19 protein-coding genes are annotated in these 17,148 nt (G+C 60.0%); 5 read left to right on the top strand and 14 right to left on the bottom strand.

Annotated features, from left to right (window positions below; genetic code table 11):
- Positions 1 to 378: 378 nt before the first annotated feature.
- On the top strand, positions 379 to 1,389 hold the full coding sequence (locus JF535_RS02390; protein WP_206998601.1) for a histidine kinase: 1,011 nt from the start codon (positions 379 to 381) through the stop codon (positions 1,387 to 1,389).
- 1 nt (position 1,390) lies between these two features.
- Here the strand turns inward: JF535_RS02390 and JF535_RS02385 are convergent, their stop codons facing one another.
- Positions 1,391 to 1,954: a TIGR02444 family protein gene (locus tag JF535_RS02385; protein ID WP_340674106.1), complete on the bottom strand. Its 564-nt coding sequence runs from the start codon at positions 1,952 to 1,954 to the stop codon at positions 1,391 to 1,393.
- A 78-nt stretch (positions 1,955 to 2,032) separates the two neighbouring features.
- Here JF535_RS02385 and JF535_RS02380 point away from each other — a divergent pair, with 78 nt between their 5' ends.
- Positions 2,033 to 3,955, top strand: a complete 1,923-nt coding sequence (locus JF535_RS02380; RefSeq protein WP_206998596.1) for an ATP-binding cassette domain-containing protein — start codon at positions 2,033 to 2,035, stop codon at positions 3,953 to 3,955.
- Positions 3,956 to 3,974: 19 nt separating this feature from the next.
- On the opposite strand, the gene JF535_RS02375 is transcribed toward JF535_RS02380, so the two are convergent.
- From JF535_RS02375 to ftsY, 7 genes are all read right to left on the bottom strand, one after another.
- On the bottom strand, positions 3,975 to 4,826 hold the full coding sequence (locus JF535_RS02375) for a porin family protein (RefSeq protein WP_206998584.1): 852 nt from the start codon (positions 4,824 to 4,826) through the stop codon (positions 3,975 to 3,977).
- Positions 4,827 to 4,915: 89 nt separating this feature from the next.
- A complete protein-coding gene (gene trmB, locus JF535_RS02370; protein WP_206998569.1) occupies positions 4,916 to 5,653 on the bottom strand; it encodes a tRNA (guanosine(46)-N7)-methyltransferase TrmB in 738 nt (245 codons plus the stop codon).
- Positions 5,654 to 5,866: 213 nt separating this feature from the next.
- Positions 5,867 to 6,244, bottom strand: a complete 378-nt coding sequence (locus JF535_RS02365; protein WP_206998566.1) for a DUF423 domain-containing protein — start codon at positions 6,242 to 6,244, stop codon at positions 5,867 to 5,869.
- Positions 6,245 to 6,503: 259 nt separating this feature from the next.
- Entirely contained in the window at positions 6,504 to 7,358 is an 855-nt protein-coding gene (rpoH, locus tag JF535_RS02360) for an RNA polymerase sigma factor RpoH (RefSeq protein ID WP_206998563.1), read from the bottom strand.
- 299 nt (positions 7,359 to 7,657) lie between these two features.
- Positions 7,658 to 8,671: a permease-like cell division protein FtsX gene (ftsX, locus tag JF535_RS02355; protein ID WP_206998560.1), complete on the bottom strand. Its 1,014-nt coding sequence runs from the start codon at positions 8,669 to 8,671 to the stop codon at positions 7,658 to 7,660.
- The gene (gene ftsE, locus JF535_RS02350; RefSeq protein WP_206998558.1) at positions 8,655 to 9,338 is read right to left on the bottom strand and encodes a cell division ATP-binding protein FtsE; all 684 of its coding nucleotides are present in this window, start codon (positions 9,336 to 9,338) and stop codon (positions 8,655 to 8,657) included. Before ftsE ends, ftsX begins: the two co-directional genes overlap by 17 nt.
- A gap of 226 nt (positions 9,339 to 9,564) precedes the next feature.
- On the bottom strand, positions 9,565 to 10,821 hold the full coding sequence (gene ftsY / locus JF535_RS02345; protein WP_206998555.1) for a signal recognition particle-docking protein FtsY: 1,257 nt from the start codon (positions 10,819 to 10,821) through the stop codon (positions 9,565 to 9,567).
- A 150-nt stretch (positions 10,822 to 10,971) separates the two neighbouring features.
- Between ftsY and rsmD the strand changes: the two genes are divergently transcribed.
- The 3 genes from rsmD (at position 10,972) to ggt (ending at position 13,994) form a co-directional block, all read left to right on the top strand.
- The gene (gene rsmD, locus JF535_RS02340; RefSeq protein WP_206998552.1) at positions 10,972 to 11,565 is read left to right on the top strand and encodes a 16S rRNA (guanine(966)-N(2))-methyltransferase RsmD; all 594 of its coding nucleotides are present in this window, start codon (positions 10,972 to 10,974) and stop codon (positions 11,563 to 11,565) included.
- Between the two features lie 100 nt (positions 11,566 to 11,665).
- Positions 11,666 to 12,145 (top strand): pantetheine-phosphate adenylyltransferase, encoded by a 480-nt coding sequence (coaD, locus tag JF535_RS02335; protein WP_066960078.1) that lies wholly within the window; start codon positions 11,666 to 11,668, stop codon positions 12,143 to 12,145.
- Between the two features lie 70 nt (positions 12,146 to 12,215).
- Positions 12,216 to 13,994: a gamma-glutamyltransferase gene (gene ggt / locus JF535_RS02330; protein WP_340674105.1), complete on the top strand. Its 1,779-nt coding sequence runs from the start codon at positions 12,216 to 12,218 to the stop codon at positions 13,992 to 13,994.
- Between the two features lie 109 nt (positions 13,995 to 14,103).
- Here ggt and JF535_RS02325 read toward each other — a convergent pair whose 3' ends face one another.
- From JF535_RS02325 to rpmG, 6 genes are all read right to left on the bottom strand, one after another.
- Positions 14,104 to 14,445, bottom strand: coding sequence for a hypothetical protein (locus JF535_RS02325; protein ID WP_206998535.1), 342 nt, complete (start codon positions 14,443 to 14,445; stop codon positions 14,104 to 14,106).
- Complete coding sequence (locus tag JF535_RS02320; protein WP_206998533.1) at positions 14,442 to 14,933, bottom strand: type VI secretion system amidase effector protein Tae4; 492 nt, start codon at positions 14,931 to 14,933, stop codon at positions 14,442 to 14,444. The genes JF535_RS02325 and JF535_RS02320 overlap by 4 nt, the downstream gene beginning before the upstream one ends.
- Positions 14,934 to 15,082: 149 nt before the next feature.
- Positions 15,083 to 15,652: a disulfide bond formation protein B gene (locus tag JF535_RS02315; protein WP_340674104.1), complete on the bottom strand. Its 570-nt coding sequence runs from the start codon at positions 15,650 to 15,652 to the stop codon at positions 15,083 to 15,085.
- A gap of 46 nt (positions 15,653 to 15,698) precedes the next feature.
- Positions 15,699 to 15,857, bottom strand: coding sequence for a DUF5993 family protein (locus JF535_RS02310; protein ID WP_206998531.1), 159 nt, complete (start codon positions 15,855 to 15,857; stop codon positions 15,699 to 15,701).
- A gap of 61 nt (positions 15,858 to 15,918) precedes the next feature.
- Positions 15,919 to 16,734 (bottom strand): bifunctional DNA-formamidopyrimidine glycosylase/DNA-(apurinic or apyrimidinic site) lyase, encoded by an 816-nt coding sequence (gene mutM / locus JF535_RS02305; RefSeq protein WP_206998523.1) that lies wholly within the window; start codon positions 16,732 to 16,734, stop codon positions 15,919 to 15,921.
- Between the two features lie 234 nt (positions 16,735 to 16,968).
- Complete coding sequence (rpmG, locus tag JF535_RS02300; protein WP_066960071.1) at positions 16,969 to 17,124, bottom strand: 50S ribosomal protein L33; 156 nt, start codon at positions 17,122 to 17,124, stop codon at positions 16,969 to 16,971.
- Between the last annotated feature and the right edge of the window lie 24 nt (positions 17,125 to 17,148).

Raw genomic sequence — 17,148 nt, 5'->3', positions numbered from 1 at the left:
CATTACCGCAGGCCGGGCCAGCGTCAGCCAAGTCTAACCCATGCGGGTTAGCGCTGCACACTGCCCGCCAGGACTCTGCCTGGCACTATTCGTTTCATTTTGCGTTGAGCCGCTCCAACGATGATTCATCATCAAACACAAGGTGTGTGACAAGCAACGGAGGACCCATTTCGGCAAAGTACTGCAAACGAACAAAGAAAAAGCCTTGCATCAACTAAAGTACAGGGATGCACTTCGCAAATAACAGCGCTATTATCAGCGTTCTACCCTGAGTTTTTTTCTCCCGCAGAGAGGTGATTCTGCACTACAAATGGGAGAGCTTCGGGGGCTCTTTTCGAACCGACACCCACAACCGTTTCAACTGCAGGATCTCAACTCATGGCCGCCAAACGCAAAGCCGCTGTATCCATTGCCGATCTCGAAAAGCAGATCGCCAAGATCACCACTCAACTCGACAAGGCTCGGGCCAAGGACGCGGCCGATGCCGAAAAAGCCCTGAAAAAAGCCACCACCGCAGCGAACAAGGCACAGGCCCAGGTAAAGCAGGCTAAGGCTAAACTGGCGACTGCGCGCACGGCGGCAGGCAAGGCGAAAACCCCCGCGGCGAAAGCTTCGGCCAAGAAGAAGGTCGATACCGCCAAGGCCGCCGTGGCCAAGGTTGAGAAAGTCGCCAAGGACACAGCCAAGACCTTAAGCGAATCGAAAGCGGCCGCCGCCGCTGCCAAGCTCGCCGACAAGACCGCGCAAACCATCAAGAAAGCGGGTGAAGCCGCAGCCAAGAAAGTCCAGGCTGCAGCGAAAAAGAAGAAGACTGCTGGCAAGAAGGTAACGGCAAAGAAATCAGCAACCAAGAAGACTGCGGCTAAAGCCGCCGCCAAGCCCGCCGACAAGAAAAAGGCTGCAAGCAAGAAGGCCGCGCCGAAGCAGGGCGCAGCAAAGAAAGCGACAGCCAAGAAAGCCACTGCCAAGAAGGCACCCGCGAAAAAAGCGGCAGCTGACAAACCCGCAGCCAAGTCAGCGACGGCAAAAAAAGCTTCCGCTAAAAAAACCGCTGTTAAAAAGACTGCCACCAAAAAGTCGGCGCCCAAGAAGGCCGCCACAAAAGACGTGAAAGTGGCGAAGGCGAACGGCAGCACGCCGGCCGCAGCACCCCAGCCGGCGCCGGCGAAAGAGCCTCAGGACAAGCCGGCTGTCGCACCCGCTCCGGCAACAGCGGCCGAACCCATCATGGGGAAAACCTCAGAGCCCAAGCCCCTGCTACCGGAATCCAGTCCGGCGGCGGTAACACCGGTCACTCCGACCATCACCCCAAGCACACCGGCCAAGAGCCTGTTTTCCACCGAAGAAAACCCGCATTACGGCCCGGAAGAGCACAAACACAAGCACTAAGTCAGGGTGCCGCACCCGGCTCCGGTGAACCGCCTCCGGTGTGTTCGCCGGTAGTGGTCGCATTTTCAAGAGCGGCTCTGCCTCCGGTACTGTAGGCATCAATCAGGCCCGCCCAGCGGGCCTGTTCTTTTTGCAGCAACCCGTATTGTTGTCCTGCCAGCTCCAGCGGGGATCGGGTTTCCGGCCAACTCTCGCTATTCAGCTTCCACAACGCCGCGATCTGGCGTTGCTCCATACGCAACTCGCACCGCTTGCACCAGGCATACAAGCCGGTGTGCTTTTTGATCCGGCCCAGTAGTCGGCGCAGGTGACGCACACTGGTGATCATCCGCCTGCGTGGCGCAAGGCCGCGATCCGCAACTCGCCAGCTTTCCTCACTCAACTGTCGCCCGCAGGCACTGGTATAGCTCGCCCACAGCAGCAGACAGACATCCGCACCGCGGCTGTCCTGACACTCCAGCAGGAAGTCCGCCACGTGCGGCTGCTGGTAGAACTCCAGGCTGAATTGCCACAGTGGATTTTGCAGTGGAGACGGCGGCGGTGATGGAGGTGCGGTTTCTGTCACGGTAGAATCCCGGCGGTTTGTTATAGCCGATAGCTTAGCAGGCTGCTAAATACCCCGGCGAACTCCAAGAGGTTTCCATTGATTAATCTGCAAGGCGTATCGCTGCAGGTGGGCGGACGGGATCTGCTCAACAACGCCAGCTGCCGCATCTTCCCCGGTCACAAGGTGGGCGTCATCGGCGCCAACGGCTGCGGCAAGTCCACCCTGTTCAAGATGCTGCTTAAGCAGCAGGAGAGCGACGCGGGCACCATCGAGGTGCCCGCAGGCTGGGAAGTGGCGCATATGGCTCAGGAAGTCTCCGCCACTGATCAGAGCGCGCTGGACTACGCACTGGACGGCGACCACCGCCTGCGCGACCTGCAACGGGCACTGGAGGCCGCCGAAGCCGACGGCACCGACGGCAAGCGCATCGCCGAGCTGCACGAGCAGATGGCCGCGATCGACGGTTACAGTGGCCCCGCCCGTGCCGCGCAACTGCTGGACGGGCTCGGCTTCTCCCACGCCGAGCAACAGCGCCCGGTAAAGAGCTTCTCCGGTGGCTGGCGTATTCGCCTGAATCTGGCGCGGGCACTGATGTGCCCCGCAGATCTGCTGCTGCTCGACGAACCCACCAACCACCTGGACCTCGATGCCACCCTGTGGCTTGAGCAGTGGCTGCAGCGCTTTCCCGGCACCCTGCTGATCATTTCCCACGACCGGGATTTTCTCGACGCGGTGGTGGACGGCATCATCAGCTTCGAGCAACAGGACCTGGTGCTCTACAGCGGCAACTACACCGCGTTCGAACGGGCCCGCGCCGAGCGCCTGGCGCAACAGCAGGTGCAATACGAGAAACAGCAAGCGCAGCGGGCACATATGGAAGACTTTGTGCGCCGCTTCCGCGCCAAAGCCACCAAGGCCAAACAGGCCCAGAGCCGCCTCAAGGCACTGGACCGTATGGCGGAGATCGCGCCGGCCCATGTGGACTCCCCGTTCCGCTTTCGCCTGCCCAGCGCCGACAAGGTGTCCAACCCATTGATCGACCTGCGTGAGGCGGAGATCGGCTACCCCGGCAAGACCATTCTGCCAAACGTCGAGCTCGGCATTCAGCCCGGCCGCCGCATCGGCCTGCTGGGCCCCAACGGTGCCGGCAAGTCCTCGCTGATCAAGGCCCTCGCCGGCGAGCTGCCGCTACTGTCGGGGGTGCGCCAGTGCGGTGAGCACCTGAAAATCGGTTACTTTGCCCAGCACCAGCTGGAAGCACTGGACGCCAACGCATCGCCGCTGCTGCATCTACAGCGGCTCTCTCCCCTGGCCAGCGAACAGCAACTGCGGGATTTCCTCGGCGGCTACGGCTTTTTTGGCGACCGGGTGTTCGAGCCGGTAAAAGGCTTTTCCGGCGGCGAGAAGGCGCGGGTGGCACTGGCACTGCTGGCCTGGCAGAAACCGAACCTGTTGCTGCTGGACGAACCCACCAACCACCTGGATCTGGAAATGCGCCATGCGCTCACCCTGGCACTGGCGGAATTCCCCGGTGCCATGCTGCTGGTGTCCCACGACCGCCACCTGCTGGCGAATACCACCGACGAATTCATCCTGGTGGCCGATGGCCGTGCCGAGCCCTACGACGGCGACCTGGAGGATTACAAACAGTGGCTGCTGTCGTTCAAGCGCGACGAGAAGCGCCGCCAGGATAACGATTCCGATTCCAATGCCGCGCAGGCGACGGACAAGCCCGTTGAAGACAAGAAGGCCCAGCGCCGCGCCGCCGCCGCCCTGCGGGAACAACTGAAGCCGCTAACCAACAAGCTGAAAAGCATCGAGCAGAAAATGGCAAAGGCGGAAAAGGAACTGGCGACCCTGGAAACCCGGCTGGCGGACGAGGACCTTTACGCGGGCGGGCAGCAGGATGAAATTGCGCGCCTGACCAAAGCCCAGGGTGAGGCGCGGGAATCACTGGAAGAGCTGGAAATGGCTTGGCTGGAGGTGTCGGAAGAATTGGAGCAGGCACGCGGCGACTGACCACCACCTGCCCCGCGGCTCACTTGGAGAAGTCACCGGGGTCGTAGTCCTCCAGCGGGCAGCCGTCTTCATTCACCGCCATGCCCATGGGAGTTCCCGGACACTGGTCGAGGTAGTCCGGCACACCATCGCCGTCGCTGTCCACCGGGCAGCCACGCATGTCCACATCAATACCCGGCGGTGTTTGCGGGCATTGGTCAATGTTGCTGTAAATACCGTCACCATCCCAGTCACGCGGCACCACCTCGTCTTGCCACTGGTAGCCAATGGCGAAGCTCAAGAAGCCATCCATGCCACCTTCCTCGACCCCCTGGAAGCCACGCAGATCCCCACGCACCTGCCAGCGCGGTGCGAGCTGGTATTTGATACCCGCACCGAAGTTGACCATCGTCTGACGCTGGTGCCAGTTGTCGGGATAGCTGAAAGAATCCTCGTCCACCCGCAATTCACCGGCACCGAACACCACGTAGGGCTGCCACAGGTAATTGCCACAGAACTGCCCGCCGAACTGATACATGAGGTCGAGGTGATAGTTCTGTACCGCAACGTCTTCGCGGGCATCCTTCAGGTCAGCACTGAAGTAATCGAACACGCCCTCAATCGCCCAGCGATCGGTGATGTTGTAACCGAAACCGATACCCCCACCGGAGCTGTCTTGCAGCTCCTCAAGAAAATACGGGGTGCCGGAGAGGCGCTCTTCATCGAACCAGTACTGGCCACCGTTGAGGTAGAGGGTGAGGGTACCTTCATTGTCGGCGAGGGCCGGGGCACCGATGAGTGCCAGGCAGCTGCCGAGCACCAGACTACGCTGGCAATGGCGCCGAATACGGCTGCACAGGTGTTTCAGGGCGGGGGCGGGGCTTGTTGTCATTGTTACTCCGGAGCATCCATTTACCGGTAGACAGAAGATAGCACAGTGGGCCGGGCGCCCCTGCTGCAGACGCCCGGCCAGCCGGTAGTTTATTTGCGCTGGTACAGCAGGTCCCACACTCCGTGCCCCAGACGCTCGCCGCGGCGTTCAAATTTGGTTTGTGGGCGAAAGGCCGGGCGCGGGGCGTAATTGCCCTTGCCGGCGGTGTTTTCCAGCAGCTCTTCCGCTTCGAGCACTTCGAGCATCTGCTCGGCGTAGTTTTCCCAGTCCGTGGCCATGTGCATCAGGCCACCGGGTTTCAGTTTGCTGCACAGCAGTTTTACAAACTCTGGCTGCACGATGCGACGTTTGTTGTGTTTTTTCTTGTGCCAGGGATCGGGGAAATACAGCTGGAAGCGATCGAGGCTGGCATCTGGAATACAGTCGTTCAATACATCGATGGCATCGGCCATGTACACGCGCAGGTTTTTGACGTCGGCTTTACCGGCGTTATTGATCAGTCGGCCAACACCGGGCGGGTGGACTTCGATGCCGATAAAGTCCTTATCCGTTTCGGCTTCGGTCATTTCCAGCAGGGAGTCGCCCATGCCAAAGCCGATTTCCAGTACCACTGGGGCTTCGCGGCCAAAGATTTCTTTGGGATCGATGGCGCCGTCATACAGGGACAGACCAAACGGGCCCCAGTAATTATCGAAAGCCTTGCGCTGACCTTCCGTCATGCGGCCGCCGCGAATCACGTAGCTGCGGATGGATTTCTTTTTGAATTCGGTGCGGTAGGGGAAGTCTTCTTCCTCGTTACCTGCCTCGTTGTTTGGTTCTTCTTGCATCTTAGCTTGGTTACCTCTTTGCCCCGGAGCACCGATCTTGTGTGCTTCGTAGCTCTTTCTGTGGCGGCCAATCACCGGGTGTCTGTTTTCGGAACCGCTGTAAACCCATCCCTGGGCGCTGCGGCGCAAACATCCTGTTTGCGACGCTTCCGAAAACAGACACCCGGCACTTGGCCTTCGATTCGTAGTTTTTTGCTTCGTAGTTGCCAGTGCTTACTTTGTATAGCCGAGTGCGGCGATAAACAGTGCTATCCAGCCGCCGATCAGCAGGGTGCCGCCCAGCGGGGTGATGGGGCCGAGAATTCTGGGGCCGCCGAAGGTCAGGCCGTAAAGGCTGCCGGAGAAAAACAGGATGCCGATGGCAAACAGGGCACCGCTTACCACCAGCGAGGTTTTTGCGCCGACCTGATGAATCAGCACAGCTACGGCGATCAGTGCCAGAGCGTGAATCATCTGGTAGTGCACACCGGTTTTGTAGGCTTCTAACAGGTTTTCTGCGACTTTATCGCGCAAACCATGGGCACCAAATGCACCGAGGATAACGCCGGTGCCGCCAAAAAACGTGGCGAGCAACAAATACAATTTAGCCATCATTATTCCTTTCAATCTGGCTTACGAAGTACCGAGGTCAAAATCGAAGGTGAGGTACCGGGGATCTGTTTTCGGAAGCGTCGCAAACAGGATGTTTGCGCCGCAGCGCCCAGGGATGGGTTTACAGCGGTTCCGAAAACAGATCCCCGGTGCCTCACCGCCACAAGGCCAAAAAAAATCGATACCACGAAACCCAGAACCACATACGAAAAAACCGCGCCAGTAGCGCGGTTCTTGAATCCGGTCGGTGAGAAGGCTATCAGGCCTCCATCGCCACCCGGACTTTTTTCATGGCGTTCTTTTCAATCTGGCGGATACGTTCCGCAGATACGCCGTATTTATCGGCCAGCTCGTGCAACGTCGCCTTGGACTCGCTCAACCAGCGCGCCTCGATGATATCGCGGCTGCGGTCGTCCAGTTGCTCCATCGCCATGGTCAGATTATTAACGCTGGTTTCCTGCCAGTTATCGTTTTCCAGCATGGTGGCTGGATCGTAACGGCGATCTTCCAGGTAATGCGCCGGAGCCTGCCACGCGGAGTCTTCGTCATCGTCCACGCCGGCATCAAAGGCCGCATCGTGGGCCGAGAGACGGCCTTCCATATCGTGCACATGCTGCACATCCACATTCAGCTCAGCGGCAACGCGCTTGGCTTCATCGCTGGTCAACCACGCCAGTTTCTTCTTCTGGCCACGCAGGTTGAAGAACAGCTTGCGCTGCGCCTTGGTAGTGGCGATCTTGACGATGCGCCAGTTGCGCAGGATGAACTCGTGAATCTCCGCCTTGATCCAGTGCACCGCGAAGGACACCAGACGCACACCCTTCTCGGGGTTGAAACGCTTCACCGCCTTCATCAGGCCAACGTTACCTTCCTGGATCAGGTCGCCCTGGTTCAGGCCGTAACCGGAATAGGATTTGGCGATGTGCACAACAAAGCGCAGGTGAGACATGACCAGCTGGCGGGCTGCCTCAAGATTTTCGTGATAGTAGAGGTCCTCCGCCAGCTTCTTTTCTTCCTCGGCGGAAAGTACCTCGAAGCCACTCACTGTCTGGATGTAGGCGTTCAGGTTGGCGCCCGGCGACAGTGTATGGATCGGCTGTAAACTGGTTCCCATTCAGGATTCTCCTCGTAACTCGCTATTGCCCCGCTTGGCACTTGCTGCCCGGACTATTACTTACCGGGACCAGTAGTTTGCGGCGGCTTGTTCTTCCGGCCCTGGGCAAATCAGCCCGCAAGCGGCACCGGCAGAACAAAGTTGGCCACAGTGTAGCACCCGCAACAGGAAATGGAACCCCGTGCGAGGCGGGCCGGCAAAGCCCGCCAGCCCTTGATTTCCGGGTGGTTAGAGCAGTTATCCACAGGGGAAGTTCCACACACACGGAAGGGCTTTACCATTCTTGACTGACCATGTGGTCAGCGTGGCTGAATCGCCGAAATATGGCGCGCCACCGCCAGCCAGGCACCGGTGAGACCCAGCAGGGCCGCCCCGCCACCAAGCCCGACCAGATAGGCGAATCCCGGCCCTTCGAGCCGGAAGCCACTGCCGTAGAGATTCGCCAGCCCGCGCACCGGCCCCGCCAGCAACCAGACCCCGAAACTCACCAGCAGCCAGGCGATCAGGCCGCCCACCAGGCCATACACCAGCCCGGTGTACAGGAAGGGGCGGCGCACGAAGGCATCCGTCGCACCGACCAGCTTCACCACCAGGATTTCGTCCCGCCGGTTTTCAATGTGCAGGCGAATGCTGTTCACCACCACCAGCAGCACCCCCAGCGCCAGCAAAAACGCCAGCCCCAGGCTCATGCGCCGGCCCAGCTCGGTCAGGTTGGCCAACCGCTGTACCCAGGCCATATCCAGTACCACCGAGTCTGTCAGCGCACTCTCGCGCAATTGCGCGGCCAGCGACTCCAGTGACGCGCTATCGGACCCCTGCGGCCGCACCAGCAACACCGCCGGCAACGGATTACTGTCCATACCCAGCAGCGCATCCCCGAGCCCGGAGGACTGCTGGAACTCCGCCAGCGCCTGCTCCGGCGAAATGTACGTCACGTCCGCCACCAGCGGATCACCGCGCAAATCGTCGGCAAAGGATGTCACCGCCTGCTCCTTGGCGCGCTTGTGCAGGAACACCGAAATTTGCGGCTGCCCATCCCAACCGGCCACCGCCTTCTGGAAGTTGTTCAGCCCCAACTGCAACGCTGCCGGCAGCGCCAGCGCAATGGCGATCACCAGCGCGGTCATGAAACTGGACATGGGGGAGGCGAAAAAGCGCACCCAGGACTCCCGCCACATCTCGCGATGGTGATCCAGCCAGCTGCGGAGACGATCGCCAGCGCCGGTACGCGCCGCAACCGCACCGGCCGAGCGCGCGCGCTCGACGGCAGGTGAGGCAGCTCGGGATGAAGAGGGCTTAGTACGCTGGTTCACGGCTCGGGTATCCATCGTAAATGAGTTGTCCCTGCTGCAGGGTCAGCACCCGCTGGCGCATGCGTGCAATCAGCTCCAGGTCATGGCTCGCGATCAACACCGTGGTACCCACCGCGTTGAACTGGCGAAACAACCCCATGATCTCTTCCGACAGCTTCGGGTCCAGGTTACCGGTGGGCTCATCTGCCACCAGCAGCGCCGGCTTGTTCACCACCGCCCGCGCAATCCCCACCCGCTGCTGCTCACCACCGGAGAGCACCATCGGGTTCTGCTTCTCCTTGTGCAGCAGCCCCACCTTATCCAGCGCCGCCCGTACCCGCCGGCCCACCTCGCGCTTGCTGCAGCCCGATACCGACAAAGGCAGGGCCACGTTGTCGAAGACACTGCGATCAAACAGCAGCTGATGGTTCTGGAAGACGATGCCGAGATTGCGGCGATAGTAGGGAATCTGGCTGTTGCGCAGCCGGTTCAGGTTCTGGCCACCGACAATGATGCTGCCGCGGGTCGGGCGCTCGATGGCGGTGAGCAGCTTGAGCAGGGTACTTTTGCCCGCACCGGAATGGCCGGTGAGGAACACCATCTCCGCGCGGTCGATTTCCAGGCTGACACGCCCCAGCGCATCCTGGCCGGACTCGTAGCGTTTGTTGACGTTATCAAACTGGATCATGAGCGCGTTTTTGTTGTTTTTAGTTTTCGAGAGCAGGACGGCACTTTTCAATTCCCGAGGCGGCGCCGCTACCGGGTATAGGTTTGTGAGACACGCCGTAAACCCATCCATGGGGGCTCGGCTGCGGCCGTCCTGGCCGCAGACGGTCTCACAAACCTATACCCGGTATCGACACCTTCGCATCTGAGTTCAGATTATCGAATCTGCCACTGAAAGGACTGCCAGCTCAACCTTGGCTTCTGTTAAACAGCGCCGCCACAAAGTCCTTCGCCACAAACGGCTGCAGGTCTTCCGCCTGCTCCCCGACGCCAATAAAGCGTACCGGAATCCCCAGCTTCTGCGCCAGCGCGAAAATCACCCCACCCTTGGCCGTGCCATCCAGCTTGGTCAGCACCAGGCCCGTCACGCCCGCGGAGTCGCGGAAGGTCTCCGCCTGCGACAGCGCGTTCTGGCCGGTGCCGGCATCCAGCACCAGCAGCACCTCGTGGGGCGCCGAGCCGTCCAGCTTGCTCATCACCCGACGCACCTTGGACAATTCTTCCATCAAGTTGGCCTTGTTGTGCAGGCGCCCGGCGGTATCCGCTATCACCACATCCACGCCGCGGGACTGCGCCGACTGAATCGCATCAAAAATCACCGAGGCGCTGTCCGCACCGGTGTGCTGCGCCACCACCGGCACATCGTGTCGCTGGCCCCACACCTGCAACTGCTCCACCGCCGCCGCGCGGAACGTATCCCCCGCCGCCAGCATCACCGACTTGCCCTCATTCAGGAAGCGGTGCGCCAGCTTGCCGATGGTGGTGGTCTTGCCCACACCGTTAACGCCCACCACCAGAATGACAAACGGCTGCTTGGCCTGGTCGATCGCCAGTGGTGCTTCCACCTTGTCCAGCAACCCCGCCAGCTCTTCCTGCAGCGCCTTGTACAGCGCCTCACCATTGGACAGCTCGCGACGGGACACACGGTCGGTCAGGCGGTCGATGATCTCGGTGGTGGCGTCCAAGCCCACATCCGCCATCAGCAGCTGGGTCTCCAGCTCCTCCATCAACTCTTCATCAATCTCCTTGGCACCCAGGAACAGATTGCCCATGCCCTCGGCAAACTGGCTACTGGTGCGGGAGAGGCCGCGACGAATACGGGCGAAAAACCCTTCCTTCCTGGGTTTTTCCTGCGTCTCTGGCTGGGGAGCGGATTCGGCGGCCTCTTGGGCTTGCGGCGCGTCTGGTGCTTCCGCCTCAGCGGCAACCGCTGCCGCCGGATCGAACCCGGATTCCGGCGCCTCTTCGACAGAGAGGGTTTCCTCAGCCGGCGGGGATGCTTCCGGCGCGGCCGCATCCGCGTGCTCGGGACCGCCATCGGCCCGCAGGTTTTCCGGGATTACCAGTTCCGGCTCGTCAGCTGCCGGCGCTGGGATCGCGTCCTCACGCTCTTTAGTGGACGCATCGGCCTCGGGCTTGTTCTTACGCAGGAAATCAAAAATCATCGGGTGTGCGTTCTTTGACTGGAAAAGCGGTAGATAAAGAGGTCACCGGCAGCGGCTGGCGGCCAGTGGCAGAAAGGCGCTAATCTTAGCACCGCTGACTGTTTCGCACACAGAGATGGCCGCCTTAATTTCCCACCGACCGGATACCGCATGTCCAGAAACCGCCGCCCACGCACCGACCAGCGCGCCAAACCCGCCGCCACTTCGCACCTGCGTATCATTGGTGGACGCTGGCGCGGGCGCAAAGTGCCCTTCGCGCCCATCGAGGGCCTGCGCCCCACCGGTGACCGACTGCGTGAGACCCTGTTCAACTGGCTGCAGTTTCACCTGCAAGGCGCCCGCTGCCTGGACCTGTTCGCAGGCTCCGGAGCCCTTGGCCTGGAGGCTTTGAGCCGGGGCGCCGCTGCGGTGGACTTCGTGGAAATGGACCGGGGCGCCGCCAGCATGTTGCGCCAGCAACTGGATCTGCTGCAGGCCGAGGGGGCGCAGGTACACAACTGCCCGGCGGAGGTGTTTCTGAGCCAGCGCGCGGCGGCCTACGACGTGATTTTCGTGGACCCGCCGTTTGCCGGCGACCTGTGGCAGCAAACCCTTACTGGCCTGCTGGACGCGGGCTGCATCGGTGAACACACCCTGATCTATGTGGAATCGCCGCGCACTACGCCCATTGACGCACCCGCGGGCTGGCAACTGGAAAAGGAAAAACAGGCCGGACAGGTCTGCATGCGGCTATTTAGCGCCTGAACGCACCGCCTGCGCCCCGGGAATTCAGCAGACTTTTTGAGGGCGGGGCCTAAATTGTTTAATATGCGCGTCCCTTCTGGCCCGCAAGGCGAATTGGCTTATGAAAAAAGTGGTTTACCCGGGTACCTTTGACCCCATCACCAATGGTCATATGGACCTCGTTGAACGGGCCTGCCGCCTGTTCGATCACGTGGTGGTCGCCGTTGCCGCCAGCACCCGCAAGAACCCCCTGTTCACCATGGAAGAGCGGGTGGAACTGGCCCAGCAGGAGCTGTCGCACCTGAAGAATATCGAGGTGATTGGCTTCGACATCCTGCTCGCCGACCTGGTGCGCCAGCTCGACGCCTACGGCGTAGTACGCGGCCTGCGCGCCGTATCCGACTTCGAGTACGAGTTCCAGCTCGCCAATATGAACCGCCAGCTGGCGCCGCAGATGGAAAGCCTGTTCCTGACCCCGGCGGAGCACCTCTCTTACATCTCTTCTTCACTGGTGCGCGAGATCGCGTCCCTCGGTGGCGACGTCACCAAATTCGTGCCCCCGGGCGTGCAGAAGGCCCTGAAAGAAAAGTACAGCCAGTAAACGCTGCCCGCTGCTTCCCTCAGTGGCGGTCTGATACACTCGGGCGATCCTATTTACGCCGGATCGCCCAGTGAAACGATTGCCACTACTCCCCCTCGCCCTGTCGACCGCCCTGTGCGGACTGCTCACCGTCTCCGCCAGCGCGGTACCGCCCTCGGCAGTGCGCGCGATGCAGGCCGAAGCGGAAGTGCAGCCGGAGATCACCACCGGGCGCACGGCAATCAAGTCCGCCACCGCGGAGCGTTACATGGCGGTAACCGCCAACCCACACGCCTCCGCAGCCGCAGCTCAGATGCTCGCCGACGGTGGCACTGCAGTGGACGCCGCGATCGCCGCGCAGCTGGTGCTGGGCCTGGTGGAACCGCAATCCTCCGGTATCGGCGGCGGCGCTTTTATCCTGAGCTACCGCGCCGACGACAAGACACTCTATTCCTACGACGGCCGTGAAACGGCCCCCATGGCGGTGGACGAAAGCTACTTTGTCCGCGACGGCAAACCCCTCGGCTTCCTGCAGGCGGTGATCGGTGGCTACTCCGTGGGTGTGCCCGGCGTGATGCGCGTGATGGCGCTGGCCCACGAGCGCGATGGCAAACTGCCGTGGAAAGACCTGTTTCAGCCCGCCATCCAGTTGGCCGAAGATGGTTTCGCCATTTCTCCGCGGCTTTACCAGCTCGCCGACAAGCTGCCTCGCGTTGCCGCGCGCCCGGCCATCCGCGACTACCTGTTTGGGGACGACGGCAAGCCCTTACCCGTGGGCCATACCCTGAAGAATCCTGCCTACGCCGCCACCCTAAAACTGCTGGCAGAAAAGGGCGCGGCACCGTTTTACGAGGGCGAAATCGCCGAAGCCATCGTCGATGCGGTGCGCAATGACCCGGTCAACCCCGGTGTGATGACCCTGCAGGATATGGCCAGCTATAAGGCCAAGGTGCGCGAACCGGTGTGCAGTGAATTTTTCGAATATCGGGTGTGCGGTGCCGCGGCGCCATCATCCGGCGGCACCACTGTGGGGGCGATTCTCGGCATGTTGCAGCACCTGCCCACGCAACAGTTTGATGTGGGCAGCGCCGCACTCACCCATCTGTTTGTGGAAGCCTCGGAACTGGCCTTCGCCGACCGCAACACCTACGCCGGTGACAGCGATTTTGTCGAAGTGCCCACCGATGCACTGGTGGCCCCGCACTACCTGGCCCAGCGGGCCAAGCTGATCAACCTGGAAAAAGCCCAGCCGGCGCGCTCCGGTGTACCGGGCGAACTTGCCGGCCAACGCATCAAGGCCAAATCCCCGGAAATGCCCAACACCAGCCACCTGTCCATCGTGGACCAGTACGGCAATGCGGTGAGCATGACCACCAGTATCGAAACCGGCTTCGGCTCGCGGCTGCTGGTGAAGGGCTTCCTGCTCAACAACCAGCTCACCGATTTTTCCTTCGTGCCGCGCAATGCCGACAAGGCGCTGGTGGCCAACCGCGTGCAGCCGGGCAAGCGCCCGCGCTCCTCCATGTCACCCACCATCGTATTCAATAGCGATGGCAGCCTGCGGCTGGTGGTCGGCTCCCCCGGGGGCTCGCGCATTATCGATTACACCGCGCGCACGATTCTGTACCACCTGGCCAAAGGCATGCCCATCGCCGAGGCCATTCATGCCGGCAACATTGGTGCAATTGGCTATCGGGTGGAAGTGGAACCGGAAGTCCTTTCCGACAAGGAGCTGGATAAGCTCGAGGCCATGGGCCACAAAGTGGTGCGCAGGGAACTGAACAGCGGCATTCACGGCATCGCGCTGCAGGATGGAAAACTCTACGGCGGCGCAGACACCCGCCGTGAAGGCAGTGCGGTGGGGCGCTAAGCAGAACGGAATTTCAAGATGGTCATCCCCCGGCTCCTTTTGCTAATCGCCGGTCTGCTGGAAGTGGGCTGGGCTATCGACCTCCATCTTTAACACCCTTCGGCCGCTGTCACCGGCCGACTATCAAGGCTCGAAGCGCCTCACTATCTCTCAATTGAAAACAACGGACCAGTCTTTCATCGACATTATTTTTTGAAGCAACTTCAGGGGAGTAACTTTTTATAAAAAGGGATATTTCTTCAAATTTCTCTATGGGCACATCACTCACCTCAACCATCCCTCCACTGATTGCCCTGATATCTTCTGTATCGTAGCCCTTGCTGTCAAAATACCAGAAGAGACAGTTTGCTTGCGCAAAATCGTAGAGCTCCTGTTGACCCTTAGGCTCATTAGCAACGGCACAGGAAATTAAAAAAACAAATGCACTAATAATAGCGCTCAACTTAATCAATGAACCGTCTCCCAGAAATAAATCGATGTAGATTGATCGCCATAATCACTGCCAACACTTTTTGCCCCGTCCCACAGATCAGCATGCCCGGTGGCATCAGCCCAACCATTTACCTTGAAGATAATAATCCCCTTCTTCCCTCTTAAGTGATCCCGGTAGGAATCTACAGGTATGATTTTAGGAGCGCCATACGCCTCACCAAGATACTGAGTCATGACCTTAACGCGATATATGTACCAATACTTTTTGCCGCCAGAAGAAACCTGAATAACGTCATTACCATTGCTGTCTTTCGTCTTATAGAAGGGGATTCTATGTGCTTCTCCAGAAAAATTTAGCGCTCTCGAAATTCTGGTCGCACAGGCATTACTGAAAACGCCAATATCATAATTTAACTTTACCTTCCCACCGATTTCTGAAAACACTTCTCCAGCAGGCTTATTTGGAAAGTTGCGCAGAAGCGATTCCCATTTGGGTAGACTATTCATATCTCGTCCCTGACAAACGTCGATTTAAATCAGGAAATCTATCATCTCGCGTGATCCTCCGTCCCTTGACGATGGTACCAATTACGCCGATTGGCGTGATTTACGACCTATCAATCCCGGGCTATTGGGTCGATCCAGAGCCTCGGAGCCTATTCAGGCATCCATAGATAGCCGGTGGGATTGTCCGGGCAGGGACCAACCCCGCACTCCAGCAGAGTGGCAATCACCGTAATCAGCACTATGGCGAGGAAGCTGTATATCGCCAGCTTGCCGAGCCAGCCTGGGTTGCGCGGCACATTGGCCGCCTCCTTCAATTTCATCTGATCCAGCAGCAATAAACCGCCGATAAACAATCCCAGCAGAAAAAACGCAACCAGCGCCCAGGTATAGAAATGCAGCCCGAGGAAAGGCGAGCCGTAGCCCGGGTCTCCCGGTGCGATGTGCAGCAGTACCTGGCGCGCCGACGACACCATGCCGGCGAGTGTCGACAGCAGTGCAATTCCATAGTGTGCCGGGCGGCTGCCGAAACTGACGTTAAGCATCAATCCAATACCGACCATGGCAAACGCCACCCGCTGCAACAGGCACAGTGGGCACGGCAGTTCGTCCAGCACGATCTGCCAGACAAAGGCAAACCACAGCACGCCACTGACACCGAGCAGCGCCAGGGCGTTCAGGCAATCGGTCCAGCGGCGCACGCCGAAAACAAAGTGAATCACTACGCAGCTTCCTCGGCCCGGGCTTGGGGCGGGCTTACGGTGTGTATTACAGGGAAATCTTTAGCGGGGAGGTCATGTGGTAGCAACACCAGGCCACATAAATAGCCGCGGTGACCGCCCACCAGAAGATGGCGGTACTGCGATGACCCCGCCAGGTAAACCAGGCGGAAATGAGTGCCGTGAGAAAGGGCAACATCATAATCATGGGTTCGCGTCCGATGGGAATGTCAGACTCAAACCTAGTGTGAGGGCGAATAGATTCCCAATCAGCGTTGGCAGCGGGGGCAAAAGAAGGTGTTGCGCTGACCGATAATCTGCTCACGAATAGTGCCGGGGCAGCGGGGGCAGGGCTGGCCTGCGCGGCCGTAAGCATTCAGTTGCTGGGCGAAGTAGCCGGGCTTGCCGTCGCCGCCAACGAAGTCCCGCAGGGTGGTGCCGCCCTGTTGAATAGCACTGCCGAGGACGGTTTTGATGGCTTCCACCAGCCTCTCGTAACGCGGACGGGAGATTTTGCCGGCGGGGGTCTGCGGGCGGATGCCGGCCATGAACAAGGCTTCGGAGGCATAGATATTGCCGACACCGACGACGATGCGGCCGTCCATGATGAAGGTTTTTACCGGGGCCTTGCGCCCTCTGGATCGGCTGAACAGGTAGTCGGCATGGAAGTTGTCGCCGAGGGGCTCGGGGCCGAGGTGGGCGATGAGTTCGTGCTCGGCGATCGGATCGGTGGTCCACAGCAGGGCGCCGAAACGACGGGGATCGTGGAAACGTAGGCGCTGGCCACTATCGAGCAACCAGTCGATATGGTCGTGCTTTTTCGCAGGCTCCATACCCTCGACGATGCGCAGGCTGCCAGACATGCCCAGATGCCAGATGGCGAGGCCTTTATCGGTCTCCACCAGCAGGTATTTTGCGCGGCGGTCGAGGCGCTGGATACGGGCGCCTCGAATCTTCTCAGCGAAATCCGCATCCACCGGCCAGCGCAGACTGTACTGGCGGATCTCACACCGCATTACCTTGCGGCCTTCCAGGTGGGGGGCCAGGCCGCGCTTGGTGGTTTCTACTTCTGGCAGTTCGGGCATCTGTCTGGTTTCCGGGTAGCCACTAGCGAACGTAGTGGCGGTCATGGTGCCGGTGAAAGTTTGCGGGACACGCCGTAAACCCATCCCTGGGGGCTCGGCTGCGGCCATCCAGGCCGCAGACGGTCCCGCAAACTTTCACCGGCACCATGACCTTCAATTTGTAGACTCACACTTCGTTCAGACACAAAAAAGCCCGGAAAACCGGGCTTTTTCGCGAACTAGCAAGGCTATCAATTACTTGATTTTGCCTTCCTTGTACATAACGTGCTTGCGAACAACGGGATCGTACTTTTTGATCTCCATTTTCTCAGGCATGTTGCGCTTGTTCTTGTCAGTGGTGTAGAAGTGGCCGGTGCCGGCGCTGGAATTCAGGCGAATCTTGTCACGCATTGTTCTGTCTCCAATCTGCGGTTA

This window comes from Microbulbifer salipaludis, assembly GCF_017303155.1.
GTDB lineage: Bacteria > Pseudomonadota > Gammaproteobacteria > Pseudomonadales > Cellvibrionaceae > Microbulbifer > Microbulbifer salipaludis.
The sequence above is the reverse complement of the archived record's forward strand: the minus strand, read 5'-3'. Positions and strand labels throughout refer to the sequence as shown.

Excerpts from the sequence above, each read along its gene's own strand:
- JF535_RS02390 (WP_206998601.1), top strand. The coding sequence starts at position 379 with ATGGCCGCCAAACGCAAAGCCGCTGTATCCATTGCCGATCTCGAAAAG.
- JF535_RS02375 (WP_206998584.1), bottom strand. The coding sequence starts at position 4,826 with ATGACAACAAGCCCCGCCCCCGCCCTGAAACACCTGTGCAGCCGTATT.
- trmB (WP_206998569.1), bottom strand. The coding sequence starts at position 5,653 with ATGCAAGAAGAACCAAACAACGAGGCAGGTAACGAGGAAGAAGACTTC.
- JF535_RS02365 (WP_206998566.1), bottom strand. The coding sequence starts at position 6,244 with ATGGCTAAATTGTATTTGTTGCTCGCCACGTTTTTTGGCGGCACCGGC.
- rpoH (WP_206998563.1), bottom strand. The coding sequence starts at position 7,358 with ATGGGAACCAGTTTACAGCCGATCCATACACTGTCGCCGGGCGCCAAC.
- ftsE (WP_206998558.1), bottom strand. The coding sequence starts at position 9,338 with ATGATCCAGTTTGATAACGTCAACAAACGCTACGAGTCCGGCCAGGAT.
- ftsY (WP_206998555.1), bottom strand. The coding sequence starts at position 10,821 with ATGATTTTTGATTTCCTGCGTAAGAACAAGCCCGAGGCCGATGCGTCC.
- rsmD (WP_206998552.1), top strand. The coding sequence starts at position 10,972 with ATGTCCAGAAACCGCCGCCCACGCACCGACCAGCGCGCCAAACCCGCC.
- coaD (WP_066960078.1), top strand. The coding sequence starts at position 11,666 with ATGAAAAAAGTGGTTTACCCGGGTACCTTTGACCCCATCACCAATGGT.
- JF535_RS02320 (WP_206998533.1), bottom strand. The coding sequence starts at position 14,933 with ATGAATAGTCTACCCAAATGGGAATCGCTTCTGCGCAACTTTCCAAAT.
- JF535_RS02310 (WP_206998531.1), bottom strand. The coding sequence starts at position 15,857 with ATGATTATGATGTTGCCCTTTCTCACGGCACTCATTTCCGCCTGGTTT.
- mutM (WP_206998523.1), bottom strand. The coding sequence starts at position 16,734 with ATGCCCGAACTGCCAGAAGTAGAAACCACCAAGCGCGGCCTGGCCCCC.
- rpmG (WP_066960071.1), bottom strand. The coding sequence starts at position 17,124 with ATGCGTGACAAGATTCGCCTGAATTCCAGCGCCGGCACCGGCCACTTC.